Annotated in this window: 21 protein-coding genes; 14 read left to right on the top strand and 7 right to left on the bottom strand. The window is 64.1% G+C overall.

Annotation, left to right across the window (positions count from 1 at the left end; all coding sequences use genetic code 11):
• Positions 1 to 17: 17 nt before the first annotated feature.
• From NKI73_RS16545 to murA, 4 genes are all read right to left on the bottom strand, one after another.
• Complete coding sequence (locus NKI73_RS16545) at positions 18 to 1,535, bottom strand: ABC transporter substrate-binding protein (RefSeq protein WP_352631445.1); 1,518 nt, start codon at positions 1,533 to 1,535, stop codon at positions 18 to 20.
• A 97-nt stretch (positions 1,536 to 1,632) separates the two neighbouring features.
• The gene (gene murQ / locus NKI73_RS16550; RefSeq protein WP_352631447.1) at positions 1,633 to 2,556 is read right to left on the bottom strand and encodes an N-acetylmuramic acid 6-phosphate etherase; all 924 of its coding nucleotides are present in this window, start codon (positions 2,554 to 2,556) and stop codon (positions 1,633 to 1,635) included.
• Positions 2,557 to 2,735: 179 nt separating this feature from the next.
• On the bottom strand, positions 2,736 to 3,614 hold the full coding sequence (locus NKI73_RS16555) for a glucosamine kinase nucleotide-binding domain-containing protein (RefSeq protein ID WP_352631449.1): 879 nt from the start codon (positions 3,612 to 3,614) through the stop codon (positions 2,736 to 2,738).
• Positions 3,611 to 4,867, bottom strand: coding sequence for a UDP-N-acetylglucosamine 1-carboxyvinyltransferase (murA, locus tag NKI73_RS16560; protein WP_352631451.1), 1,257 nt, complete (start codon positions 4,865 to 4,867; stop codon positions 3,611 to 3,613). Before murA ends, NKI73_RS16555 begins: the two co-directional genes overlap by 4 nt.
• Positions 4,868 to 5,038: 171 nt before the next feature.
• Here murA and NKI73_RS16565 point away from each other — a divergent pair, with 171 nt between their 5' ends.
• Complete coding sequence (locus NKI73_RS16565) at positions 5,039 to 5,899, top strand: MurR/RpiR family transcriptional regulator (protein ID WP_352631453.1); 861 nt, start codon at positions 5,039 to 5,041, stop codon at positions 5,897 to 5,899.
• 149 nt (positions 5,900 to 6,048) lie between these two features.
• The gene (locus NKI73_RS16570) at positions 6,049 to 6,738 is read left to right on the top strand and encodes an SDR family NAD(P)-dependent oxidoreductase (RefSeq protein ID WP_352631455.1); all 690 of its coding nucleotides are present in this window, start codon (positions 6,049 to 6,051) and stop codon (positions 6,736 to 6,738) included.
• 48 nt (positions 6,739 to 6,786) lie between these two features.
• On the opposite strand, the gene NKI73_RS16575 is transcribed toward NKI73_RS16570, so the two are convergent.
• From NKI73_RS16575 to NKI73_RS16585, 3 genes are all read right to left on the bottom strand, one after another.
• Complete coding sequence (locus NKI73_RS16575) at positions 6,787 to 8,142, bottom strand: glutamine synthetase family protein (RefSeq protein ID WP_352631457.1); 1,356 nt, start codon at positions 8,140 to 8,142, stop codon at positions 6,787 to 6,789.
• 112 nt (positions 8,143 to 8,254) lie between these two features.
• Positions 8,255 to 8,470 (bottom strand): hypothetical protein, encoded by a 216-nt coding sequence (locus tag NKI73_RS16580; RefSeq protein WP_352631459.1) that lies wholly within the window; start codon positions 8,468 to 8,470, stop codon positions 8,255 to 8,257.
• A 270-nt stretch (positions 8,471 to 8,740) separates the two neighbouring features.
• Positions 8,741 to 9,439 (bottom strand): GntR family transcriptional regulator, encoded by a 699-nt coding sequence (locus tag NKI73_RS16585; protein WP_352631461.1) that lies wholly within the window; start codon positions 9,437 to 9,439, stop codon positions 8,741 to 8,743.
• Positions 9,440 to 9,899: 460 nt separating this feature from the next.
• Here NKI73_RS16585 and ftsZ point away from each other — a divergent pair, with 460 nt between their 5' ends.
• The 12 genes from ftsZ (at position 9,900) to NKI73_RS16645 (ending at position 25,166) form a co-directional block, all read left to right on the top strand.
• Positions 9,900 to 10,937: a cell division protein FtsZ gene (gene ftsZ, locus NKI73_RS16590; RefSeq protein WP_352631463.1), complete on the top strand. Its 1,038-nt coding sequence runs from the start codon at positions 9,900 to 9,902 to the stop codon at positions 10,935 to 10,937.
• A gap of 222 nt (positions 10,938 to 11,159) precedes the next feature.
• Entirely contained in the window at positions 11,160 to 12,206 is a 1,047-nt protein-coding gene (locus NKI73_RS16595; protein ID WP_352631465.1) for a substrate-binding domain-containing protein, read from the top strand.
• A 37-nt stretch (positions 12,207 to 12,243) separates the two neighbouring features.
• On the top strand, positions 12,244 to 13,515 hold the full coding sequence (locus tag NKI73_RS16600; protein ID WP_352631467.1) for an ABC transporter substrate-binding protein: 1,272 nt from the start codon (positions 12,244 to 12,246) through the stop codon (positions 13,513 to 13,515).
• 77 nt (positions 13,516 to 13,592) lie between these two features.
• A complete protein-coding gene (locus NKI73_RS16605; RefSeq protein ID WP_352631469.1) occupies positions 13,593 to 14,438 on the top strand; it encodes a carbohydrate ABC transporter permease in 846 nt (281 codons plus the stop codon).
• The gene (locus NKI73_RS16610; protein ID WP_352631471.1) at positions 14,435 to 15,280 is read left to right on the top strand and encodes a carbohydrate ABC transporter permease; all 846 of its coding nucleotides are present in this window, start codon (positions 14,435 to 14,437) and stop codon (positions 15,278 to 15,280) included. The genes NKI73_RS16605 and NKI73_RS16610 overlap by 4 nt, the downstream gene beginning before the upstream one ends.
• A gap of 21 nt (positions 15,281 to 15,301) precedes the next feature.
• A complete protein-coding gene (locus tag NKI73_RS16615) occupies positions 15,302 to 16,342 on the top strand; it encodes an ABC transporter ATP-binding protein (protein WP_352631473.1) in 1,041 nt (346 codons plus the stop codon).
• Positions 16,343 to 16,363: 21 nt separating this feature from the next.
• Positions 16,364 to 17,644: an amylo-alpha-1,6-glucosidase gene (locus tag NKI73_RS16620; RefSeq protein ID WP_352631475.1), complete on the top strand. Its 1,281-nt coding sequence runs from the start codon at positions 16,364 to 16,366 to the stop codon at positions 17,642 to 17,644.
• Positions 17,645 to 17,760: 116 nt separating this feature from the next.
• On the top strand, positions 17,761 to 19,158 hold the full coding sequence (locus NKI73_RS16625) for an SWIM zinc finger family protein (RefSeq protein WP_352631477.1): 1,398 nt from the start codon (positions 17,761 to 17,763) through the stop codon (positions 19,156 to 19,158).
• Entirely contained in the window at positions 19,155 to 20,582 is a 1,428-nt protein-coding gene (locus NKI73_RS16630) for a DUF5691 domain-containing protein (RefSeq protein WP_352631479.1), read from the top strand. The genes NKI73_RS16625 and NKI73_RS16630 overlap by 4 nt, the downstream gene beginning before the upstream one ends.
• A gap of 31 nt (positions 20,583 to 20,613) precedes the next feature.
• Positions 20,614 to 21,693 (top strand): ATP-binding protein, encoded by a 1,080-nt coding sequence (locus NKI73_RS16635; protein WP_352631481.1) that lies wholly within the window; start codon positions 20,614 to 20,616, stop codon positions 21,691 to 21,693.
• A 4-nt stretch (positions 21,694 to 21,697) separates the two neighbouring features.
• Positions 21,698 to 23,947 (top strand): DUF5682 family protein, encoded by a 2,250-nt coding sequence (locus NKI73_RS16640; RefSeq protein WP_352631483.1) that lies wholly within the window; start codon positions 21,698 to 21,700, stop codon positions 23,945 to 23,947.
• The gene (locus NKI73_RS16645; RefSeq protein ID WP_352631485.1) at positions 23,940 to 25,166 is read left to right on the top strand and encodes a VWA domain-containing protein; all 1,227 of its coding nucleotides are present in this window, start codon (positions 23,940 to 23,942) and stop codon (positions 25,164 to 25,166) included. The genes NKI73_RS16640 and NKI73_RS16645 overlap by 8 nt, the downstream gene beginning before the upstream one ends.

Below are 25,166 nucleotides of genomic sequence, written 5' to 3' on the forward strand. Positions count from 1 at the left end.
TCGTCCAATGCCGGCGGCTACTGCTGAATGGTAACCTTGCTCAGGCTGAACAGCGTACCGGTCGGCGTCGGCACGAACCCGGCGATGTTCTTCTGCTGGGCCGTATAGCTGTACGAGGTGTAGAGCCAGATCCACGGCGACATTTCCGCGAGGTGCTTCTCGAACGCGGCGAAGATCGCCTTGCGCGCCGCCGGGTCGGTCTCGGCGCGGCCCTGCTGCATCTGGCTGTCCAGCGTATCGTCGATGTAGTTCGCCACCTTCTGCAGATTGCCCGCCTTGGTCCAGTAGCGGTTGTACATGGTGTAGGGGTCGGCGCGGCCGCCGTTGAGCGCGATCGCCATGTCGAAATCGCCCTTCAGCCAGGCGTCGACATAGACGTTGAGTTCCATCATCTTGATGTCGAGCTTGACGCCGATTTCGGCGAGTTGCGATTGAATGACCTGCGCCTCCGCCGCTGCCGTCGGCGGTTCGCCGGTGGCGCCGATCACCGTCGCCGAAAAGCCGTCGGCATAGCCTGCCTCTTGCATCAGCTTCTTGGCTTTTTCGACGTCGCGCTTGTAGCAGAACAATTGGCTCGGGTCGGTCGCCAGAGCAGGAATGGTCAGCGGTCCGGTCACCTTGCCTTCGCCGAGCGATGCGGTGTCCAGCACCTCCTGCCGGTCGATGGCGCAAGAGATGGCCTGGCGTACCTTGAGCTCGGTCATCGGCTTGCGTGACGGATTGAGCTGCAGCACGTGATAGGCCAGCACCGGCACGCGGTTCAGCTGCAGGCTGGGTTCCCTGGGCACCAGCGTGGCGACGAGCGGGTCGTTGAGCAGCGCGAAATCGATCTGCTTGGTGCGCATGGCGGCCAGGATCGCAGCCTCGTCCGGCAGCACGCTGATCTCGATGCCGTCGACGCCGGTCGCACCGCCGGCCCAATCCTTGTTGGCGCTCAGGACTTCCTTGGCATTGGGATCCCATTTGTCGAGCTTGAAGGGTCCGGAGCCTAAAGCCTTGGTACCGATCGAGTCGGCCTTGATCTCGCTGGCCGGAACGATGGCCGCGTTGACGTCGCTCATCGCCGTCAGGATCGGCGCATCAGGCTGCGACAGATGAAACACGACGGTGGCGGGATCGGGCGTGTCGATGCTGGCGATCGACAGGAAGTTGGCGCGGGCCGCGGCACCGGTCTTCTCGTCGAGGATACGCTCGAACGATGCCTTGACGTCGGCCGAGGTCACGGCACTGCCGTCCTGGAATTTCGCCTTGGGGTCGAGCTTGAAGGTCAGCTCCTTGCCGTCCTTGGAGAATTCCCAGGAGGTGGCGACGGCGGGGATAATCCGCAGGCTGGCATCGACCCGCACCAGCGGCTCATAGATCAGCTCCAAGAGCCGCAGCGATGAAAAGGCCGTCTGCTTGTGCGGGTCAAGCCCGGTTGCGTCTTGCGACCAGGCCATGTGCAGCGTTGCCGCGTGGCTCGAAATCGTCGCAATGCCGAGCATCGCGGCCAGCGTGATACCTGAAAGCAGTGTTCTTGTGAGATGCCTTGCCATTTTCGTCTCCCTTTGTGGTTTGACTCGATGCCTTGCAGTTTCTGCCGACCGCTTCCAAGACACACATGCTTTGGACCATCGGCCCAGTCTATGCGGCTCATGCCGTCATGTCGCTGATTGCCTTTCGCAGGAAACCGCCGGCCTTGCCGAGAGTCGCGCGCGCCTCCTCGACACCCGTGCCGGTGATCGTCACCAGGATCGCCAGCTTCACATCGTTGCCGGTCTGGCCGAGCGCCTGTTTTGCCTGTCGCGCCGTACAGCCGGTCGTCTGCATGACGATCCTGATCGCCCTCGCGACCAGCTTCTTGTTGGACGGGTTAAGGTCGACCATAAGGTTCTGGTAGCTCTTGCCGATGCGGATCATCGAGGCGGTGGTCAGCATGTTGAGCACCAGCTTCTGCGCGGTTCCAGACTTCAGCCGGGTCGAGCCGGTGAGCACTTCCGGGCCGACGACCGGCGAGATGGCGATGTCGGCGATGCCGGCAATGGTCGAGGCCGGATTGCAGGACAGGGCAACCGTCGTTGCGCCCACCTGCCTGGCATAGTTCAGCCCGCCGATGACATAGGGCGTACGGCCGCTGACCGCGATGCCGACCACCACGTCGTCGGCGGTGAGCTTGATGTCCTGCAATGCCTTGGCGCCCATTTTCGGATCGTCCTCGGCGCCTTCCGTCGACCGCACCAGGGCGTCGGGACCGCCGGCGATCAGGCCAACCACCATGCCTTCGGGCACGCCGAACGTGGGCGGACACTCCGATGCATCGAGAACACCAAGCCGGCCGCTGGTGCCGGCACCCATATAGATCAGCCGCGCGCCTTTCTGGAAGGCAAGCACGATGCGGTCCACCGCGGCAGCGATTTCAGGCAGGACCTTTTCGACGGCCGCAGGGACGGCCTTGTCCTCGTCGTTGATCTTGCGCAGGACGTCGATGGTGGGCAGCAGGTCGATATCCATGGTCCGAGGGTTCCGGCCTTCGGAAACCAGCCGGTCCAGCTCGGACATCAACCTCTGTTCGGTCATCCCAATGCTTTCAAAACCATGTGGCACAGCCAAAATCGCGAGGCTTGCCGACCGGCACCGGCACACACCACCAAGGATATGTCGTCGCTACCCTGTTTTCTCTGTTAACTTTTTAGAATTGGATATTCATGTCGTCAACGGAAATTTGGAATATTTTATTCCTGCGCTGGCAAGGGGCGCTACTGTCCGTCGAGGGACCTTTTGGCAAGGATGATCGCGCCCGATACGGCATCGCCGTCAGCGGGCTTCAGGCGGCGCCGGACGTCGGGGGAGAGCCAGGGTTCGAGGGGGCTGGCGAGGCCGCCCAGCAAGGTCACGCGCGGCGCGCCTTTTTCGAACAGCACCCGCACCAGCGTATCGATCTGCTCGGCCGCACTTTGCACGATGCGCCGTCCGATGGAGTCGCCCTGGTCGGCATGGCGCATCACCATCGGCGCGAGCGCCGCATAGTCGGTGGCGCTGGCACGGTCCATCCAGGCGACGGCTTCCATCGGGTCACCCTCGAAACGCTGCATCACCTCCGCCAGAAGTGCTGTCCGCTCATGCCGACCGTCGTGGGCGCGCAAGGCCAGCTGCACGGCTTTCAGCCCGAGATCGGCGCCGCTGCCCTCGTCGGAGATCGGAAAGCCGTAGCCGCCGACGCGCAGGTCGCGTCCGTCGACGAAGCCGAGGCCGATCGAGCCGGTTCCGGCAATGACGATGGCGCCGTCCTGGCCCGAATGCGCGCCCAGGCAGGCGCCGACGCCATCGCTGACGAAATCGATGCTGGCGAAGGGATGCGCGATCGCCCGCAACGTCTCCAGCGCACCTTTGCGGCCGATGCCGGCAAGGCCGATGCCTGCGTGGATACGGGCGATCTCCGTTACCTCGAAGCCTGCTTCCTCGATCGCCGTGCCAAACGCTTTCGCGATGGAGGCCCAGGCCGCATCGATGCCGAGCCGCGTCGTTGCTGGTCCTGACAGGCCTTGTCCCAACACTGTCCCTTCGGAGTCCTCGATGCGGGCGCGACAGCCGGTGCCGCCGCCGTCGACGCCGAGAAAATAGCGCGCTGGGCTCATGCGCTCAGCCGCTCGATGTCGGCGCCGCACAGGCGCAGCTTATGGTCCAGTTGCTCATAGCCGCGGTCGAGGTGGTAGACCCGGTTGATGATGGTTTCGCCTTCGCAGACAAGCGCCGCCAGCACCAGCGACACCGAAGCGCGCAGGTCGGTGGCCATCACCTGCGCGCCATGCAGTTTCTCGCCGCCGCGCACCGGCGCCGTGGTGCCTTGCTGCTTGATGTTGGCGCCGAGCCGCATCAGTTCGGGCACATGCATGAAGCGGTTCTCGAAGATGGTTTCACGCAGCAGCGATGCGCCCTCGGCGCAACACATCAGCGCCATGAACTGCGCCTGGAGATCGGTCGGAAACCCCGGATAGGGTTCGGTGGTGAGATCGACAGCCTTGAGTGGCCTATCGCGCGAGACGATAAGCCCTCGGTCGCCGGGCCAGACGCTGACGCCCGTGGCTTCCAACAGTTGCACCACCGAGGCCATGTGCTCGAGCCGGGCGTGGGTCAGCTCTAGCTGGCCGCCGGTGATCGCTGCAGCAATCGCATAGGTGCCGGCCTCGATTCGGTCTGGGATGATGTCGTGCCTGGCGGCATGCCAACTCGTGTCGCCGGCAATCAGGATGCGGTGCGTACCGGCGCCCTCGATGCTGGCACCCATGACGTTGAGGCAAGCGGCGAGATCAGCCACTTCGGGTTCGCGGGCTGCGTTGAGGATTTCGGTTTCGCCCTTGGCCGTGGTCGCCGCCATCATGGCGGTTTCCGTCGCTCCGACCGAAGGCGAACTCAAGACGATGCGCGTGCCGGTCAGCCCGTTCGGCGCCGATGCGACGATCGAACCGTTCTCGATGGCAATCCCAGCGCCCAGTGCGGCGAGTGCGGCGACATGCATGTCGACCGGCCGCGCGCCGATGGCGCAGCCGCCCGGCAGCGAAACCCGGGCATGACCGAAACGGGCCAGCAGCGGGGCCAGCACCAGCACCGTCGCCCGCATCTTTCGCACCGTGTCGTAGGACGTCTCCTTGGATACGGCGGCACTGGTGTCGATCATTGCTGCATGCGCTGACCGCGTTACTTCGGCGCCATGAAGCCGCACCACGCCGAGCATGTTTTCGACATCGGTCACATCAGGCAGGTTGGTCAGTTCGAGCGGGTAGGGGCTGAGCAGCGCGGCTGCTATCTGCGGCAAAGCAGCGTTCTTGGCGCCGGATATGGTGACCGCGCCTTCCAGTCTTTGTCCGCCGACGATCCGCAATCTGTCCATGGGCTGAAACCTTGTGCGACGAAAGCCGGCCACACGCTCGCTCTGGAGATGCTGCTCCGAATCCCGGATGTTGGCCCGATCCGGTCGAGAATTAATTCTACGTTCTTGGCTGTCAATCGGAATTGGAATATTTTATTCCTTTTGCCGTCACCCGAAAGCGCGAGGGAATCCGTGTCAGTTCTGAACAGGATCAATGCGAAGCTCGACGGCATGGCTCCTGGCGATCGTGAGATCGGCCAGTACATCGTCGACAATCCCAACCAGATGCTGCGCCTGTCGACGGCGGCTCTTGCCGCCGAGATCGGACGCAGCCAGTCGAGCGTCGTCAAGTTCAGCCAGAAGCTCGGCTATGCCAGCTATCAGGAACTCAAGCTCGCGGTCAGCGAAGCCAAGGCGCAGGAATGGCAGGTGCCGGCGGGCATGATCCACGGGTCGATCGAGGTCGGCGACAGCTACCAGGTCATTTTGAAGAAGCTGATCGGCAGCAAGCTCCTGTCGATGCAGCGCACGGTCGCCGCCAACAGCGAGCGCATCATCTCCAGGACGCTGGAATTGCTGGATGGCGCGCGCCGCATCCATCTGGTCGGCGTCGGCGCTTCCTCGCTCGTGGCGCGCGATTTCTCCTACAAGCTGATGAAGCTTGGCCGCAATGTCCTGCATGACAGCGACAGCCACATCCAGATGGCCAATGTCTCGACGCTCGGGCCCGGCGATGTGCTGTTCGCACTCTCCTATTCCGGCGCCAGCATCGAAACCTTGCGCATCGCCGAGCTTGCGTACAAGCGCGGCACGACGGTGATCGCCGTCACCGGCCTGCACGACAATCCGCTCAGCCGCGTCGCCGACATCCGCCTCTACACCATCGCCGACGAGGAGCGGGCGCGCTCGTCCTCGATCACCGCGCGCGACGCGCAGCTGGCGCTGACCGATTTGCTGTTCATCCTGCTGGTGCAGAGGCAACCAGACGCCAACGAGTATGTCCACAACAGCGAAGCGGCGGTTTCGGTGCTGAAGGCCGAGCGGTCTTCGTAACGCCACAGGCGATACTGGACCGCGCAACGCCGGTCCCGCGGCCGTCTGGCTCAACGACTGCAGCAATTCCATCTCTTGCCTGTCACCCGCGAAGGCGCGACCCTGCCCAATCAGGCGCTTCCGCCGAAATCCGCAAGGAGAGAAAAATCATGACATCCGATGTGGCCGTCATCGCAGGCGCCGGCGCTGGTCTGAGCGCCTCGCTTGCGCGCCTTCTCACCCGCGAAGGCTTTCGCGTGGTTCTGGCCGCCCGCAACGTTGAGAAGCTGAGCGCTCTGGTCGACGAGATCGGTGCGCTTGCCGTCGACACGGATGTCGCCGACGCTGCGTCCGTCGCCAAGCTGTTCGATGCCGCCGACAAGGCCGGCCCGCTGGCGCTTGTGGTGTTTAATGCCAGCGCGCGCACGCGCGGCCCGATCGCCGAACTCGATGCCGAAGCGGTCAAACAGGCATTGCTGGTCAGCGCCTATGGCGGCTTCCTGGTCGGCCAGCAGGCGGCGCGCCGGTTGCTGGTCCGGGGATCCGGATCGATCCTGTTCACCGGCGCCACCGCCAGTGTGAAGGGATTTTCCGGCTCGGCCGGCTTTGCCATGCCGAAGTTCGGCCTGCGCGGCCTGGCGCAGTCCATGGCCCGCGAACTCGCCCCGAAGAACATCCACGTCGCCCACTTCATCATCGACGGGGCGATCGAGCCGCCCGATCAGCCCGGTGACCCGGACCGGCCGGACCGCCGCTTGTCGCCGGACGCTGTCGCCGAGGCCTATCTCGCGATCCATCGCCAGCATCGTAGCGCCTGGAGTTCGGAGCTCGAGTTGCGGCCTTGGGTCGAGACTTTCTGACAATCCAGATGATCGCCCAGGGCGACCGTGTCGTGCAAGCCCTTGGACCTAAACGCTTTCGAGATAGGTCTCGATTTCGAAATCGCTGACATTGAGCGCGAACGTGTTCAACTCCTGCCGTTTGCAGGCAACGAATGAGTCGCGCAGGATCGCCGGAAAGATCTCCGCCACATGCGTTCCGCTTTCAAAGGCGGCGATCGCGGACGCCCAGTCCGGCGGCAGCTTTGCCGGCGGAAGTTCTTGGCCATCGCTACCCGTCGGATCGCCAGGCGACAACTGTCTTTCAATGCCTATCAGTGCGGCGCCCAGTATGGCCGCAAGCACCAGATAGGGATTGGCGTCCGCGCCCGAAACGCGATGCTCGATGCGGCGTGCACCGCTCGGTCCGCCGGGAATGCGGATCGCGACCATGCGGTTCTCGTAACCCCAGGCGACGGCGGTTGGCGCATAGGATCGTGGGCGCAGCCTGCGGTACGAATTGAAGTGCGGTGCGAACACCAGCGTGCTCTCGGCCATCGCCGCAAGCAGGCCGCCGACCGCATGACGCATGATCTCCGAGCCCTGATCGGTGCCGTCGTCGAAGACGTTGCGTCCTTCGCCGTCGACCAGGCTGAAATGGACGTGAAAGCCGTTGCCGGCCCGGTCGCCATAGGGCTTGGCCATGAAACAGGCGGCAAAGCCGTGCTTGCGGGCAATGCCCTTCACCGTGCGCTTGAACAGCACCGCATCGTCGGCCGCCCGCAAGGCATCCGCGACATGGTTCAGATTGATCTCGAACTGACCGACACCGTTCTCGGCGATGGCCGTGTCGACGGGAATGCCTTGCGTCCGACAGGCCTCGTAGACGTCATGGATGAAGGATTCGAAGTCGTCGATCTCGTCGATCGACAGCGCCGCGTCGGAATCGAGACGGCGCCCGGTTACCGGTGAGACAGGCCCAACCGGCCGCTGCGATTGCGGATCGACGAGGTAGAATTCGAGTTCCGTTGCCGCGACCGGGGTTAGGCCCAAAGCCTTGTAGCGATCGAGGATGCGGGCCAGCGCCCGTCGCGGGTCGCCGAGATAGGGCGCGCCGGTTTCGTCGGCAAGCCAAAGCGGGATGAGCGCAGTCGGGTGCGCCGTCCAGGCCACCGGCAGAATGCCGCGCCCCGTCCATTGGCACAGTCCATCGGCATCGCCGGTCGAGAACACCAGGGTGTTGCCTTCGATATCCTCGCCCCAGATGTCGAGCCCGATCAGCGAATAAGGCATGCGCAGCTTGCCTTCCAGCGCCTTCCTTGCCTGCTCGACCGGAATGCGCTTGCCACGCATGATGCCGTTGAGGTCGCACACCGCCGCCCTCAGACTCTGGATGTCGGTTCTGCTTTCAAGCCAGTTCAAAACGTCCGCAATTGCATCGCTCAATTTATAACCTCTGGTTTTGAAGGTCCCGCAAGCCTGATCGGCTGCACTGTCCCTGGTAAAAATAGCTTGTGAGTTTTGGAAAACAGACCTGGCTGCCGCCAAGGGCTTTTCCTTATTTTTTCAATTCACTAGCTGGGATGTCGGGAGGCATTTCAAAACCATTTGCGCGATCTGCGATCGCAACATAGAGGCAAGAAGCCGGAAAGCCAAGGGCATCCAGGCTGTGATGTCGGCCCCCCAGCTCCTGGGCCGATGCCTGCTTCTTCGGCGAGAAAGTCTTGACGGTGGCGAACCGCATGCCTTGGCGATTGGCGGAAACGTCGGTCAATTCGTCATCCACGGGCGGAGCAAGGAGCGTAGCGACGCGGCGCAGACCCGAGGATCCATGCCGCGATGTCCGAGCGTTGCTGCGTTGCAGAATTCTGCTCCGTTGCATTCTTCGACCAAGGTCGCGGCATGGATCCCAGGGTCTCCGCGACGGAGCTTCGCTCCTGCTTCGCCCAGGGATGACGACGTTGGGGAGGCTTCAGCCAATCGCGAAGGTTTTGCGATAGTCCGCTGAAAGGAACGATGGGCGGCGCCTTTCGGGTGATCCATTCTAACCTCTAGCCTTCGGAAACCTGGCCTGCTGCAGGATGTGTGCGGCGCCTTCATCGATATCACGCACGATGGCCGTGCGAGCGCGCTCGCCATCCTGGGCCTCGATCGCCGCGACGACTTCCTCGTGATAGTCGATGTCGAGAATGGAGGCGAGGTCATCCTCGAACCCCATGGCAAGGTTCCTGAGAAACGGGCCGACCTGCATCCATACGGTCTCGATCAGGAAGATCATCTGTTCGTTGCCGCAATGGCGATAGATCGAGAATTTGAAGTCGTGGTTCTTGCGCAGATAATCGTCGATATCGCCCTTGCGGGCCGCCAAGGTCAGGTCGGTGCAATGGCGTCGGATCGTCCGCAGATTGTTGCCGTTGATGCGTTTCGTCGCCAGCTCGGTCGCCGAGCCTTCGAGGATCGTGCGCACGGCGGTCAACTGCGCAAACCGTTCGGCCGAAATGACCGGCACTTCGACGCTGCCGTTCGGCATCGGGCTGAGCGCCCGCAACGCCTGAAGTCGCATGAAGGCGCTGCGCACCGGCATGTCGCTGGTGCCGAGTTCCTTGGCGAGCTTGCGTGAGGTCAGCTTCTGGCCGGGCGCGAACCGGCCCGACATCAGCGCCCGCACGAGTTCCAGATAGACTTTCTCATGCAGGGGAACGGTGTCGACGGCGGTCAACCCGAATTGTGTCTTGTCGGCCATTGGCGGGGGCGCTACTTCATTCGTTCTGAAATCTACCCTGACGACAACAGCCGCGGATAATCCTGCCTGGCCGATCGCGGCGAGAACGCCAAGTCAGCGATTTATCGACGCATGATGGACGCTTCGATCGTTACGCGGCAAGCCAGCTCGTCACCCTGCCGGCCATTGCAGCCAGCAAACTTTTCCAGACACGGTCGCGGTTCTTCCGGCGGCTATCGCAACCGCATCGGATTCGGTATGGCGTATCGCGCCGGCTCTCGAAAGCCTCCACGATTCCGCTGTGCAAAACCGTCATCACAAATCTTGACCTTGCGCGCACTTGCACCTCTGGCCGCTCTCTGGCTTTTTGGGGTACCCATGCGAACGGACTGATTCGCGTTATGCCGCTCGATTGCAATGTTCCCAAGGCAGTCCGACGGTGGGTCGTGAAGCGCGCGCAATTGGCGAAGGAGAAACAGGCATGGCCGAGTTCAAGAAGCCCGAAATCTCCGAGATGAGACCCAAGATCACCGTCATCGGCATTGGCGGCGGCGGCGGCAATGCCGTCAACAACATGATCGCGGAGCAGCTTCAGGGCACGGAATTCATCGCCGCCAACACCGACGCCCAGGCGTTGACCATGTCGAAGGCAACGCGGCTGATCCAGCTTGGCTCTCGTGTCACCGAGGGATTGGGCGCCGGATCGCTTCCCGAGATCGGCCGGGCCGCAGCCGAGGAATCGCTCGACGAGATCATGGATCATCTGGCCGGCACGCATATGTGCTTCGTCACCGCCGGAATGGGCGGCGGCACCGGAACCGGTGCTGCTCCCATCATCGCCCAGGCGGCGCGCAAGGCCGGCATCCTGACGGTGGGTGTCGTTACCAAGCCGTTCACCTTCGAAGGCCGGCGCCGCATGCAGATGGCCGAAGAGGGCATCGAGCGGCTGCGCGAGAGCGCCGACACGGTCATCGTCATCCCGAATCAGAATCTGTTCAGGATCGCCGATGCCAAGACCACCTTCGCCGATGCGTTCGTCATCGCCGACCGGGTGCTCTATGCCGGCGTCAGCTGCATCACCGATCTCATCGTCAAGGAAGGCCTGATCAATCTCGACTTCGCCGATGTCAAATCGGTGATGCGCGACATGGGCCGCGCCATGATGGGCACCGGCGAGGCCTCCGGTGAGGGCCGGGCGATGAAGGCGGCAGAAGCCGCGATCGCCAACCCCCTGCTCGACGAAGTGTCGATGAAGGGCGCCAAGGGCGTGCTGGTCTCGATATCGGGCGGCAGGGACATGACCCTGTTCGAGGTCGACGAGGCCGCCACTCGTATCCGCGAAGAGGTTTACGAGGACGCCGACATCATCGTCGGCGCGATCTTCGACAAGAGCATGGAAGGCCGCTTCAGGGTCTCGGTGGTGGCGACAGGCCTCGACCGTGCGTCTGGAGCAGAGGATGGCGTTGCCGGCATCGCCCGGGACCATGCCGGCCAGCCGCCGGCGCGAACGCTTCAGTAGGATCCGCCGCTCGGAGTGCGGAGCGATAGTAGCACCGCACGGAGGCTTGGGCTCGCCGCATGGTGACCGCTGCCAAGCTTCATCTCGATTGCAACTTGACCGAAACTGCGCCGCAGGGTGGAAGGCAGGCTAGCCTCGGATCAATCCACGAGCTAGAAATTTAAAACGTTTGCAATTTTGCGAAAGACAATTACAAACGTTTCAAACTCGTTCGAGGGAGGAATGATGACGACCCGCGTCATCACGCTCAAGGAGCTTGCCGCAGGCCTTGACCTGTCGATCACGACGGTGTCGCGGGCGCTTGCCGGCCATGAACAGATCGCGCTGAAGACGCGTGAACGTGTCGCGCAAGCGGCGCGTCAGGCGGGCTACGTGCCCAACACCGCGGCGCGCACGCTTGTCTCCGGCCGCAGTGGTTTCGTCGGCCTCGTGCTCCCGATCCGCGGGCCGAACCTTGTCGATTCTTTCCTTGGCGAATTCGTCACCGGGCTCGGCGAAGGGCTGGTGTCGCACGGCGCCGACCTGATCCTGGCCACTGCGGCCTTCGGCCATTCGGAACTGTCGGTGCTGCGCCATGTTGTCGAATCCGGACGTGCCGATGGCGTTGTCGTCACGCGTATCGCCGAGGTCGACGAGCGCCTCGCCTATCTGCGCGAGCGTGGCTTTCCGTTCGTTGCCCATGGCCGGCTGCTCGATAGCGACTTCGGCTACAACTGGCTTGATACCGACGGCGCCCATGCCTTCGGCGAGGCTTTCGACATGCTCTACGATCTCGGCCACCGCCATTTCGGGCTGGTGACGATTTCCGAGCCGATGACTTTCCGGCATCTCAGGCAAGACGGCCTTGCCGCGGCCATCGCCCGTCGGGGCGACCCGTCGGTGCGGCTCGATGTGGTGACGGCACCGCGCTTCGATCAGGAAGTCCGCATCCAGGCCGTCAACCGCATGCTGCAAGGGCCTGACAGGCCGACGGCCATCGTCGGGCTGTTCGACGAACTGGCGCTGACCGTGATGGAGGAGGCCGCCCGCGCGGGCCTCAGCGTACCGCGCGACCTCTCCGTCATCGGTTTCGACAACATTGCCGCGTCGGCCTACGCGCCGCCGGGCCTGACCACGTTCGATGCCTCGATCCGCCAATGCGCGCGCGAGATTGCCGACATGCTGCTCACCGTGATCGCCGAGAAGCCTGCCGAACCGCTGACGCGGCTGATCCGGCCGACGCTGGTTGCGCGCGCAAGCCATGGACCCGCGCCGCAGACAAGAAGCTGACGCCGCAATGACGGCGCTTAATCCAGGGAGGAAGACCATGATGAAAGCCTTGAAGACACTGGCAGGTGCCGCGCTGGCATTGTCGCTTGCCTCAGGGGCCGTGCAGGCCCAGCAGGTTTTGTTCTGGTCGACACAGGCGCGCCCGGTCGAGGAAACCCAGAAGATGCGCGGCGAGGTGCTGAAAGGTTTTGACGGCCCGGTCGACTATCAGGTCGCCGAGGATGGCCCCTGGCTCACCCGCCTTCAGGCTGAACTGCAGGCCGGCACCGGCACCATCGGCCTGCTGGGTGGCCTGCACGGCGATTTCTCGACTGTCGGCGCGAACCTTGTCGATCTGTCCGCCGTCGATGTCGGCGGCGTCAAGCTCAACGAGGCCTACAAGAAGCTTGGCATGCTCGGCACCGGCGAGCAGAAATACCTGCCTTGGATGCAGGCCACTTATTTGATGGCGGCCAACAAGCAGGCCCTGCAATATCTGCCGGCAGGCGTCGATCTCAACACCATCACCTACGACCAGCTAATCGAATGGTCGAAGAACATCGCTGAGAAAACCGGCTCGCCGAAATTCGGCTTTCCCGCCGGTCCCAAGGGGCTCAAGCACCGCTTCTTCGAGGGTTTCCTCTATCCGTCGTACACCGGCTCGATGGTGACCAAATTCCGTTCGCCGGAAGCCGAGACGGCATGGAACAAGTTCAAAGAACTCTGGCAGTACACCAACCCGAACTCGACCAACTACGCCTTCATGCAGGAGCCGTTGCTTTCAGGTGAAGTCTGGGTGGCGTTCGACCATGTCGCGCGGCTTGCCGATGCCTTCAACAAGAAACCGGATGAGTTCGTTGCCTTCCCGGCGCCGGCCGGCCCGGCTGGTCGCGGCTTCATGCCTGTCGTGGCCGGCGTCGCCATTCCGAAGACCTCGCCCGACATCGACAAGGCCAAGGCACTGGTCGCGTACATGCTGAAGCCGGAGACCCAGATCGCGACGCTCAAGGCGACCAATTTCTTCCCGGTCGTCGACGTCAAGCTGCCCGACGACATGCCGGCCTCGGTCAAGGCCTTCGGCCCGGCGATCGCCACCATGACCGGTGCGCCCGATGCGCTGCCGGCTCTGCTGCCGATGGGGCTCGGCGATCTCGGCGGCAAATTCAATCAGGTCTACACCGACAGTTTCGAGCGCATCGTGCTCGGCGGTGAGGATGTGCATGGCGTGCTTGGCGAAGAGGCCACGGTGCTCAAGGGCCTGATCGACCAGGCCAAGGCGCCATGCTGGGCACCTGACAAGCCATCCACTGGCGCTTGCCCCGTCGACTAAATCCTCCCGAGGGGGCGCCCGGAGTTTGTTGCACTCCGGCGCCCAGACCGCAGCACTTGACCGCAAAGGACACCACCATGCCCGGCAAGGCTCTGCCATATCTGCTGCTGATGCCGGCGACTGTGTTCCTCTGCATCTTCTTCCTCTACCCGTTCGCGCTGGTCGCCTTCGAGGCGGTCACCCGCGACGGTGCCTTCACCCTCGACAATTTCCGCACCATGGCCGGCAGCTGGAAATTCCCGGTCACGGTCCGCAACACGCTGCTGCTTGCGGTCATCGTCGTGCCGATCCAGCTCGCCATGGCGTTGCTGATGGCGAGCGTGGTGGCGCGGCTGGAGACCGGACGCAGCGCGGCGCTCTATGTCTTCGCCATTCCGCTCGGCATTTCCGATCTCGCCGCCGGGCTGATCTGGCTCGCCATCTTCGACCAGTCGGGCTTCCTCAACACGCTGCTTTCCAGCCTGGGCGTTGTCGACAGGCCGATCATGTTCCTCGGCTACCAGAGCAAGCTGACCATCTTCATCGCCGTGGCGCTGGCCGAGATCTGGCGGGCCACGGCGATCATGATGGTCATCCTCGTCGCCGGCATGGGCCTGATCCCCAAGGAATACTACGAGGCAGCGGAGGTGTTTGGCGCCAACCCATGGCAGCGCTTTGTGCGCATCACGCTGCCATTGCTGCGCCCCAGCCTGCAGACGGCGATCATCCTGCGCGTCATCCTCGCCTTCGAGGTCTTTGCCGTCGTCGCAGCGCTTGGTGGTACAAATCTGCCGGTGCTGATGGGCGAGACCTACAATTGGCAATTCACGCTGCAGGACCGCAATGTTGCCGCCGCTTCGGCGCTGCTCATCCTCGCCATCTCGATCGCCTTCACGCTGTTTTTCCTCAGGGTGCTGCGGGTGCCAAAGGAGGCGCGGATATGAGCGCCATCGCCGAAGTACCGGCCACGGCGACCGCCGATGCGCGCAAGGCTGGCGACTGGCTGCTGATAGCCACTGCCATCCTGCTCTGCGTCTGGGTGCTGCTGCCGATCTACCTGTTGATCGTCAACGCGCTGTCGTCGCCGGATGAGGTCACGGCCTTCCCCAAGCGTTTCTTTCCGTCCTTTGATCCCGGCAGCCTGTCCTTCTTCATCAATTTCGCCGGTGTCGCCAGGGCGCTATGGAACTCGGTCCTCGTCGCCACCCTGACGATGATCCTGTCCATCGGCTTCGGCGCTCCGGCCGGCTACGCGCTGTCGCGCTTCGACTTTCTCGGCAAGGAAACCTTCCGCTTCCTGGTGCTGATGACGCGCGCCTTCCCGTTGCCGCTGCTGGCATTGCCGCTGGCGGTCATGTTCATCCGCACCGGCCTCGACGACACCGCCATCGGGCTGGCGCTGGTCCACACCACGCTGGCGCTGCCCTTCGCCGTGCTGGTCACTTTCTCGCTCTTCTCGGGCATTCCCGTCGAACTCGAGGAGGCAGCCTGGACGCTCGGCTGCACACGATGGCAGGCCTTTCGCAAGGTCATCCTTCCGCTGGCGCTGCCGGGCATCGCGGCCTCGGCGGTATTTGCCTTCACCATCTCCTGGAACGAGGTGTTTGCCGCCGCCGTGCTCACCATCGAGAACCGCACGCTGACCGCCTTCCTGCTGCAGAGCCTCGGTGAATCGCCGCTCTATCTCAAATTCGCTGGCGGTGCGGCACTGGTCGTGCCGGCGCTGGTCTTCATCTTCGCCGTTCGAAAATACCTGTTTGCCATGTGGGGGATCGCCAACCGATGACGCAGGGCACGGAGACCGCACATGGCTGAAATCGCGATCAAGGGGGTGGCAAAACGCTTCGGCGGCTTCACCGCCCTGCATCAGGTCGACCTCACCATATCAGACCAGGAATTCATGGTGCTGCTCGGCGCCTCTGGCTGCGGCAAGACCACCCTGCTGCGCATCGTCGCCGGGCTGGAAACACCAAGCCAGGGCGAGGTCTGGATCGGCGGCCGTCGCATCGATCATCTGCCGCCACGCGACCGCGGCATCGCCATGGTGTTCCAGAACTACGCCGTTTTTCCGCATCTGACCGTGTTCGAGAACATCGCCTTCGGCCTGCGCATGAAGAAATTGCCGCAGGCCGATGTCGAGCGTCGTGTCACCCGCACCGCCGAGCTGATGCACATCGAGCAACTGCTGAAACGCTATTCGGGCCAGCTGTCCGGCGGCCAGCGCCAGCGTGTCGCCGTCGCCCGGGCGCTCGCCATGGAGCCCGACGTCATCCTGATGGACGAACCGCTGTCGAACCTCGATGCGCTGTTGCGGCTGGAGATGCGTGCCGAGCTCAAGGGTGTGCTCGCCGCCTCGAAGACCACCACCATCTATGTCACCCACGACCAGGTCGAGGCGATGAGCCTCGCCGACCGCATCGCCGTCATGCATCAGGGCCGCATCGTCCAGGCCGCGTCGCCGGTCGAGGTCTACCGCAATCCGGCCGCGCGTTTCGTCGGCTCCTTCATCGGCAATCCGCCGATGAATTTTATCCCGGCGACCAAGGCCGCGAATGGCAGCTGGACCGTTGCCGGACTGACGCTGCCCGGCCCCAAATCGGACAGGGAGAGAATAGAGTTCGCCATCCGTCCCGAAGACGTCGACGCCGGCGACGCGGGTCTGCACGCCACTGTCCGCGTCATCGAGCCGCTCGGACCGCATACGCTGGTCACCTGCGATGTCGAGGGCGGCCTGTTCCGCGCCATCCTAGACTCGAATGCCGGCGTCCAGGTCGGTGATCATCTGCGCCTTGCGCCCAAACCCGACCGCATCCGCTGGTTCGATCCCGAAACCACCAATGCCCTTTGATGCCGAAAGCTTTGAACTTCCATGACTGCTTCTGCCACCAGCGACATCATCGCCCGCGCCGTCGAGGTGCTGAGAGAAAACGACCAGGGCGCCTACACCATCCCGACAAAGGGCCTTTATCCGTTCCAGTGGAACTGGGATTCCTGTCTCACCGCGATCGGTCTTGCCCACTATGACAAAGCCCGCGCCTGGACCGAGATCGAGACATTGTTCGCGCATCAATGGCCGGACGGCATGGTGCCGCACATCGTCTTCCACGTCTGGAGCGACGGCTATTTTCCCGGGCCGGAAGTCTGGCGCACCGGCCGCCCGACGGCCACCTCCGGCATCACCCAGCCGGCCGTTGCAGGCTTTGCCATACGGCGTCTGTTCGACCGGGCCAAGGACAAGAAACTGGCTGCGGAGCGGGCCCGCGCGCTGCTGCCGAAGATCGACGCCTGGCACCGCTGGTTCTACGAAAACCGCGACCCCAGAGGCGAGGGGCTGGTCGCCATCATCCATCCCTGGGAGTCCGGGCGCGACAATTCCATCGACTGGGACGATGCCTTCGAGCGCGTACCGACCGAAGGCGTCGAGCCCTACACGCGCCGCGACATCCTGCATGCCGACCCTGCGCACCGTCCGACACAAGGGCAGTATGACCGCTACATCTGGCTGCTGCAGCTTTTTCGCGGGCTTGGCTGGGACAATGCCAGGCTGCATGACGCCTCGCCCTTCCAGGTCGTCGATCCCGGCTTCAACGCCATCCTGATCCGCGCCTCAACCGATCTTGCCGATCTTGCGGAGGCGCTGGGCGAAACCGGGATTGCCAGCGCCAATCGTGCCCGCGCTGAAAAGGGCCTGGTGGCGATGGAGCGGCTGTGGAGCGATGCGCACGGCCAGTATCTCTGCCTCGACCGCGTCACCGGCAGACTGATCGACAGCGCCTCCGTCGGCGGCATCCTGCCGGCCTTCGCGGCGATACCGGAGGCTCGCATCGCTGCGCTGGCCGCCACCGTCGAACGCCTAGCCGCCAAGGCGCGCTATGTCGTGCCGTCGCATGATCCCGGCGATCCACGTTTCGACGCCAAGCGCTACTGGCGCGGCCCGGTCTGGCTGGTGGTCAACTACATGATATCAGACGGCCTTGCCGCGGCCGGCCACAACGACGCGGCACAGCGCATCACGCAATCCAGCCTGGATCTGATCCGGGAAAGCGGCTTTGCCGAATATTACGACCCGCTCACCGGCGACCCGCTCGGCGGCGGCCGCTTCACCTGGACGGCGGCGATGGTGATAGAGTTCTTGCGCAACGCGCGTTGAGCACTTGCGGTCTTGTGGATCGATCTCTATCCCTATCCCTCTGTTGCTACAAGAATCCGTCACATCAGGCCATCTATACTGGCAACCGGAATTCGTTCGAGCGACGGGGAGGCGGCTTGGAATTCGACTTGAAAACCATCGAGGCGCTTGCGCCCGACCAGGCGTCGTTGAGCGCCGCTTCCAAGTTGACCAAGCAATCGAACTGGCCACGGCTTGAAAAGAACGAACAGCTGGCTCTCATCTGGGGGGAATGCCAGGGTTCCGGCTCCAATCCCTACCGCGTGGTCGTCGACACTGGCGACCATGGCTACAAATGCAGCTGCCCGTCGCGAAAATTTCCCTGCAAGCACACTTTGGCGCTGATGTGGATCGCCGCTGCCGCGCCTGCCAGCTTTGTCGCCGCAGGCTCGACCCCGGAATGGGTGAATGATTGGCTCGGCCGCCGCAGGAAGGCCTCGCCGCAGCCGGCGGCGCCAGCATCCGGTGCGGGAGGCAAGAGCATCGGCGAGGCCTCCCGCGACGACGAAAGCGCAGATATCGAGGACGCAGCCGCGGTCCAGCGCCGCGAGGCCGCGCAGCGCAAGCGGACGCTGGATACGCAATCCGCGGTGTCGGCAGCGCTGGATGAGCTGGACCAATGGATCGCCGATCAGCTGCGGCTTGGTCTTGCCGCCTTTGTCGACAACAGCAGCGATCGTTGCCGCCGTATTGCCGCACGGCTGGTCGACATGAAGGCGACAGCGCTTGCCGGCCGCATCGACGAGATTCCGTCACGGCTGATGGGGCTGCGCAGCGAGGAGCGCCCGGACGCCGCGATTCGCGAACTCGGCAAGCTTGTGCTGCTGGCCAAGGCCTGGCGATCGATCCCGGACGATCCTGAGCTGAGGCGGCTCGTATCCACCTCCGAAAGCCGCGAACAGGTTCTGGCCAATCCGGATGCGACACAGGTTGAAAGCGTCTGGGAGGTGCTTGGCGAGAAGATCGAGTCCCGCCGTGACGGTCTCGTCAGCCATTCGACCTGGCTGCTTGACCTGAACAGCGCTCGCCCGCAATTTGCTCTCCTGCTCGACTATTTTCCGGCCTCGGCCGGTCGCCGGTCGAACGCCTTCACACCGGGCGACCGGTTCGACGCCCGTCTGGTCTTCTATCCGGCACGTCAGCCGCTGCGGGCACTGGTGGCCGATCGCAAGGGCGACGTCTCGTCCGGTGAGTGGCCCGACTTTACCGTTGGCGCTGCGGATCCGCTCGCGGCCCATGCCGCTCACCAGGACACAGCCCCCTGGCTCACCGACTGTCCTGTCATGCTGCCGCCCGGCGCGATTCTGCTGGACGACCGGGGCGCCTCCTGGTGGCAAGCCGCCGGCGAGTCGCACGGTATCGCCTTGCCGATCGTCGACACGGTCAATCCAACGCTGCTTGGGCTGGACCTCAAAGCAACGGCCGCACTTTGGAATGGCAGCCGGCTGGACCTTCTGGCGGCGCAAAGCGGGTTCGGGAGGCTTGATCTGTCGTGAACGAGATCGAACAGACAAGCCTGGCGACCATGCGCGACTGCTGGATCACCGGCGGCACCGGCTTCGATCTGGCTCCGGCCGCATGGAAGGAGATTGCCGGCAGCGCAAGCCCCGACGAACGCGAGCGTCGCCTGTTGGCAATCGCCGCACAAGCTCTCGACATTGCCTTGCGGCCGGCCGCGCCGCAGACACTGAAACGCCGCCCACCGCTGCCTGAACTTGCCTTGCCCATGCTGCCGGAGAAGCTGCGGCCGTCTTTGCGAGCCGCGCTGAAGCATGCGGCCGACGCAAGATACAAGACACGCGTGGCAGCGCTCGTTGCCAGCCGCGGCTTCGTGCTGCATCCAATGGATTGGATGCCCGCCGCGTCGTATCAGGAAAGTCCCGACGTTTATGCGCCGTGGGTCGACTGGCAGGCAGGTGCGGACGGTGAAAAACCTGCAAGCCCGGAGCATCTGACGGCGGAAAACTGGGATGAATTCTATCCCGCCGCACGCCGCGCCGCCCTCGCCGATATGCGCCGCATCGCGCCGGCTTCGGCTCGGCAACTGATCGAGACCAAGGCATCCGGCGAGCCGGCGGAGATCAGGATTGCACTCGTCGACCTGCTGCGCTTCGGCCTTGGGTCCGATGACGTGCCGTTCCTGAAGCGCCTCACCGCTGATCGTTCCGGCAAGCTGCGCGACCTCGCTGGCCGGTTGCTGGCAAGATTGGGGGAGCACGACTCTCCAGGCGTTGGTGGGCCGGAAGATCCGGGAACCGAACTCGCAGCCTTCATCGCGGAAGGCCAATCCGGCTTCATCCGCCGCCGCACCACCTACACGCCGGCAAAACTCAAATCGCCGGCGCAGGAAAGACGTCGCGCCGAACTGTTCGAGACCTGTAACCTGGTCGATCTTGCCGCGCGCTTCGGCGTCACCGAATCCGATTTTATCGGGGCGTGGCAATTCGGCGCCGACAACAACGCCGATATCCTTGTCGCTCGAATGGTCGCTGCATCGGGCAGCGAAGCCGCGGTGACGCACATGGCGGATACCCTTGTCGCCGAAGGCGGCAAGCCGGCGCTTTTCGTCCTCCATTTGATGCCGCGCCTGGACAGCCGGCGGCAGCGTGTCCTGATAAGGCTGATCCTGAAGGACACGCAACATCTTGGCGCGCTCAGCCTGGCCGAGGGCATCGAAGCAAGCTGGTTGGACTGGGCCGACCTGACAAACGGCAAGACGCTGCCGGCGCTGCGCGCCGCTGTCGCGGGAAACGATGACGCTGTGAAGCGCGGCGTCGACCAGCTTCTGGAAACGCTGGGCTTTCTCGCCACGGCGGCGACAGCGGAAAAACTGATTGGGGATGTTGTCGCGGCCGGTATGGCTCCGGCGGCGCCTTCGCTCGGTCTTCTGCGCCTCAACGCCTCGATGGCCGCGCCTTGAACCGACACATGATCAATCCGGAGAACAGCAAATGAACGCAGCCATCCGTCTTCCGGTCGAGCAGGCCTATGCCGCCGAGTTGCAGGCGCTCGCACGCAACGACGACCAGCAACGACCTGCCGGATGGAGCCTGTCGCCAAAGGCGGTCCTGACTTACCTGCTCGGCGGAAAAGCCGACGACGGGACATCGATAACGCCCAAATACGTCGGCCGCCGCCGGCTGATGGAGACCGCCGTGGCGACGCTCGCCACCGATCGCGCGCTGTTGCTGCTCGGCGTGCCGGGCACGGCGAAATCCTGGGTGTCGGAACATCTCGCCGCCGCCATCATGGGCGATTCGACGCTGATCGTGCAGTGCACGGCCGGCACCGACGAGAACCAGATCCGCTATGGCTGGAACTACGCGCAGCTTCTGGCCAAGGGCCCCAGCCAGGACGCGCTGGTGCCGACGCCGCTCTACCGCGCCATGCGGGATGGCAAGCTCTGCCGTCTCGAAGAGCTGACGCGCATGGGCTCGGACGTGCAGGACACGCTGATCACCGTGCTGTCCGAAAAGATGATGCCGATCCCTGAACTCAACACGTCGATCTATGCCCAGCGCGGTTTCAACATCATCGCCACCGCCAACAACCGCGACAAGGGCGTCAACGAATTGTCCTCGGCGCTGAAACGCCGCTTCAACGTCGTCGTGCTGCCCTTGCCCGAAGACATGGCGGAGGAGGTGGCGATCGTCTCCAAGCGCGTCGGCGAGATGGCCGGCGGTCTCGACCTGCCGGTGCCGAAGAATGTCGGCGAGGAGATCGCTCGCGTGCTGACCATCTTTCGCGAGTTGCGCTCCGGTGCGACAGCTGATGGCAAGGTGACGTTGAAGACCCCGTCCGGCTCGTTGTCCACGGCCGAAGCGATCGCCACCATGGTCGGCGGCCTCAGCCAGGCGGCCTGGTTCGACAGCGGCAAGCTCGGTGCCGAAGGCCTGGCTGCCAGTCTCGTCGGCGCGATCATAAAGGATCCGGTGCAGGACAAGCTGGTGCTGGAGGAATATCTGGAGACCGTGCTCAAGAAGCGGCCCGACTATGCCGGCTACTACGCGGCCTTGAACGCAGCGATCTGAAGCCATGGCATCAGGCGACGTTTCCTATTTCGGCATACGCCATCACGGGCCGGGCTCCGCCGAGAGCCTGGTGCAGGCGTTGCGGGACTTGAAACCGGTCGCCGTACTGATCGAAGGGCCGGCTGACGCTTCGGCGCTGTTGCCGTTGCTCGCCAGCCCGCAAATGCAACCGCCGGTAGCGCTGCTCTGCTATCCGGAGGACGATCCGGCCTCGACGAGTTTCTGGCCGTTCGCCGAGTTTTCGCCGGAATACCAGGCGACCCTGTGGGCCGTCGCCAACAACGCGACGGTGCGGTTCATCGACCTGCCGTCATCAGCGCGGGCTGCGCCGGTTGAGATCGTCGAGGAGGCCGATACCGATGGAACTGAAGCCAACGTCGAGGCTGACTTGGCGCCGCATTTGCGGGACCCGATCGGCACGCTGGCACAAGCCGCCGGCTATGAGGATGGCGAGAGCTGGTGGGCCGATATCATCGAGCAGAACCCTGAGCCCGGTCCCATCTTCGCGGCAATAGCCGACGCGATGACGACCTTGCGCGAAGGTGAAGGTCCGCTTGCCGAATTCGAGGCAAAGCGCGAAGCGCATATGCGACTTGAAATCGCTGCCGCGCGCAAGGAATTCGAGGGGCCGATCGCTGTCGTCTGCGGTGCTTTCCACGTGCCGGCACTACAGGCGACGCGACCGCAGAAAGAGGACCAGGCGCTGCTTAAGGGGCTCGCCCGGCGCAAAAGCATGATGACCTGGGCGCCATGGACAGGGCCGCGTCTGGCGCTGGGCTTCGGCTATGGCGCCGGCGTCGTCGCCCCCGGCTGGTGCAAGCATCTGTGGCAGACGCGTGGGCAAGGCGACGCCTCGGTCTTGTGGCTCGCGCGCATCGCCATAGTCCTGAGAGCGAAGGGGCACCTGATCTCGACCGCCTCGCTGATCGAGGCCGAACGGCTGGCCCGCACGCTGGCTGTGATCCGCGAGCGGCCAAAGCCCGGCTTCGAGGAATTGCGCGATGCCGCGATCGCCGCCCTGTTCAACGGCGAAGCGCTGTTGTGGGCGCTAGTCGAGGCCGAACTGCTTCTGGGCGCGGATGTCGGTGAAATTCCGCCCGACACCCCGCTGGCGCCGTTGATCGAGGATCTGCAACGCAACCAGAAAGCAGCGCGGCTGAAGCCCGAGGCGCTGGAGCGCGAACTGTCGGTTGATCTGCGCAGCGAAAGCGGGCTGTTCAGGTCGACCTTGCTGCACCGTCTGAACGTGCTTGGCGTGCAGTGGGGCAAACTGACCGACAGCGGTCGCAGCCGCGGAACGTTTCGCGAGCGCTGGGCGCTCGCCTGGGAGCCGGAATATGCCGTTCGCCTGGTTGAGAACCTCGTCTACGGGCCGACCATCGAAAAGGCCGCCAATGGCCGGCTGATCCAGATGATCCGCGCGGCGACATCTCTCGACACGCTGGCGGGATTGGTTCAGGGCGCCATCACGGCAGACCTGTCGGAAGCGTCGACCGCCGGTCTCGCGACATTGGAGGAACGGGCGGCGCGCAGCAGCGAATGCCTGGAAATCCTGGCATCGGTGCCGCCGCTCGCCGACATCATCCGCTATGGCGAGGCGCGCAAGACGCAAACGGCCCGCCTGTCGGGCCTGCTGGAGCGGCTGATCATCGAAGGCGGCATCGCGCTCCCCTACGCCGCCCGCGACCTCGACGCCCAGGCCTCCACGACGCTGGTCGGCGCCATGCGCAAGGCCGACGAGGCGATCAGGTTGGTCGAGCCTGGACAGGACGTGCTGGACGCCTGGCGCCATGGACTGGCTGCGGTGCTCGATGGATCGCGATCGACAGCGCTGGTGGCAGGCTGTGCCGCGCATCTGCTTTACGAGGCTGGCCACTTGTCCGCTGAAGCCGCGGCGGCCCTGATCGCACGGCGCCTGTCGCCGGGTACGCCGGTCACAGAGGCGGCAGGGTTCTTCGAGGGCTTCTTCAGCACCGCCGGTCAGCGCTTGATCTATGACGAGAGCCTGCGCGGCGCGGTCGACACCTGGCTCAATTCCCTCGATGAAGAGGCCTTCATCGCGCATCTGCCGCTGCTGCGCCGGGTCTTTTCGCATCTGGACTCGATGGAGCGGCGGCGGTTGATCGAAGCGGTCCTCGGCCGCGCCAGGCGCTTGCCGGCGGGGCTGACGCCGACGCCGGATGGCGGTGAAGCCTGGCGCCGCCACCTAGAACGGCTTGGCCCCCTACTGATGAGCGAGACCGGCAATGGATGACGAAGCCAAGACCAGCGAAACCGAGCCGGCCGGCGACGGACGCGAGCGCCGCTGGCGTCTGGCGATCGGCGCCGGTGACGAGGCCTCGTCAGCGCTTTCCGACAATGACAAGCGGCTCTCGGCGGCACTCGATGCACTCTATGGCGATGGTGCAGGCGACGCCGCTGCCGATCCGCGCAAGCGGCGCGGCGGGCTCGGTCGCTCGGCGCCCCGGGTGGCGCAATGGATGGGCGACATCAGGTCGTTCTTTCCCGCGCAGGTCGTGCAGATCGTCCAGAAGGATGCCTTCGAGCGGCTCAACCTGAAGCAGATGCTGATGGAGCCGGAGTTCCTCAAGGCGATCGAGGCGGACGTCAATCTCGTCGCCGACCTGATTTCGCTGCGCTCGGTCATGCCGGCCAAGACCAAGGACATTGCACGTACGATCATCGCCGATATCGTCGCCAAGTTGATGCAGCGGCTGGAGCAGAAGACGACCGAGGCGATACGCGGCGCGGTCGACCGGTCACAACGCACCAACCGCCCACGCCAGCGCGATATCGACTGGCCGCGTACGATCTCGGCCAACCTTCGCCATTACCAGCCCGAGCACAAAACCATCGTGCCGGAGAAGCTGGTCGGCTTCATGCGCAAACAGCGAAGGCTGGTCGACCTGGATGAGGTCGTGCTGTGCGTCGACCAGTCGGGTTCGATGGCAAGCTCGGTGATCTATGCTTCGATATTCGCCGCGGTGATGGCCTCGCTGCCGGTGGTGCGCACCAAGCTTGTCTGTTTCGACACCGCCATCGTCGACCTGACCGAGGAGCTTAGCGATCCTGTCGAAGTCCTGTTCGGCGTGCAGCTTGGCGGCGGCACCGATATCAACCAGGCCGTCGCCTATTGCGCGGACCGCATCGAACGGCCGACCAAGTCGCATATGGTGCTGATCACCGATCTTTATGAAGGCGGCAACGCTCAGGAATTGCTGCAGCGGCTTGCAGCACTCGTTCGCTCCGGCGTCAACCTCGTGGTGCTTCTGGCGCTGACAGACCAGGGCAGGCCTGGTTATGATCCGAAGATGGCGGGCTCGGTAGCCGCGCTCGGCATTCCGGTCTTTGCCTGCACGCCGGATCTGTTTCCAGACATGATGGCGGCGGCATTGCGACGCGAGGATATCGGCACATGGGCGGCCGGCGCCGACATCAAGCTTGTTCGTGCCGAAGCCGAAGCGCCGGAGTGA

The organism is Mesorhizobium sp. M0496 (assembly GCF_040321205.1).
In the GTDB taxonomy this organism is placed as follows: Bacteria; Pseudomonadota; Alphaproteobacteria; order Rhizobiales; family Rhizobiaceae; genus Mesorhizobium.

Bases quoted from the DNA above. Each gene is read 5' to 3' on its own strand.
- ftsZ (WP_352631463.1), top strand. From the start codon at position 9,900: ATGGCCGAGTTCAAGAAGCCCGAAATCTCCGAGATGAGACCCAAGATC.
- murA (WP_352631451.1), bottom strand. From the start codon at position 4,867: ATGGACAGATTGCGGATCGTCGGCGGACAAAGACTGGAAGGCGCGGTC.
- NKI73_RS16640 (WP_352631483.1), top strand. From the start codon at position 21,698: ATGGCATCAGGCGACGTTTCCTATTTCGGCATACGCCATCACGGGCCG.
- NKI73_RS16595 (WP_352631465.1), top strand. From the start codon at position 11,160: ATGATGACGACCCGCGTCATCACGCTCAAGGAGCTTGCCGCAGGCCTT.
- NKI73_RS16570 (WP_352631455.1), top strand. From the start codon at position 6,049: ATGACATCCGATGTGGCCGTCATCGCAGGCGCCGGCGCTGGTCTGAGC.
- NKI73_RS16555 (WP_352631449.1), bottom strand. From the start codon at position 3,614: ATGAGCCCAGCGCGCTATTTTCTCGGCGTCGACGGCGGCGGCACCGGC.
- NKI73_RS16645 (WP_352631485.1), top strand. From the start codon at position 23,940: ATGGATGACGAAGCCAAGACCAGCGAAACCGAGCCGGCCGGCGACGGA.
- murQ (WP_352631447.1), bottom strand. From the start codon at position 2,556: ATGACCGAACAGAGGTTGATGTCCGAGCTGGACCGGCTGGTTTCCGAA.
- NKI73_RS16600 (WP_352631467.1), top strand. From the start codon at position 12,244: ATGATGAAAGCCTTGAAGACACTGGCAGGTGCCGCGCTGGCATTGTCG.
- NKI73_RS16585 (WP_352631461.1), bottom strand. From the start codon at position 9,439: ATGGCCGACAAGACACAATTCGGGTTGACCGCCGTCGACACCGTTCCC.
- NKI73_RS16545 (WP_352631445.1), bottom strand. From the start codon at position 1,535: ATGGCAAGGCATCTCACAAGAACACTGCTTTCAGGTATCACGCTGGCC.
- NKI73_RS16605 (WP_352631469.1), top strand. From the start codon at position 13,593: ATGCCCGGCAAGGCTCTGCCATATCTGCTGCTGATGCCGGCGACTGTG.
- NKI73_RS16620 (WP_352631475.1), top strand. From the start codon at position 16,364: ATGACTGCTTCTGCCACCAGCGACATCATCGCCCGCGCCGTCGAGGTG.
- NKI73_RS16635 (WP_352631481.1), top strand. From the start codon at position 20,614: ATGAACGCAGCCATCCGTCTTCCGGTCGAGCAGGCCTATGCCGCCGAG.
- NKI73_RS16615 (WP_352631473.1), top strand. From the start codon at position 15,302: ATGGCTGAAATCGCGATCAAGGGGGTGGCAAAACGCTTCGGCGGCTTC.
- NKI73_RS16610 (WP_352631471.1), top strand. From the start codon at position 14,435: ATGAGCGCCATCGCCGAAGTACCGGCCACGGCGACCGCCGATGCGCGC.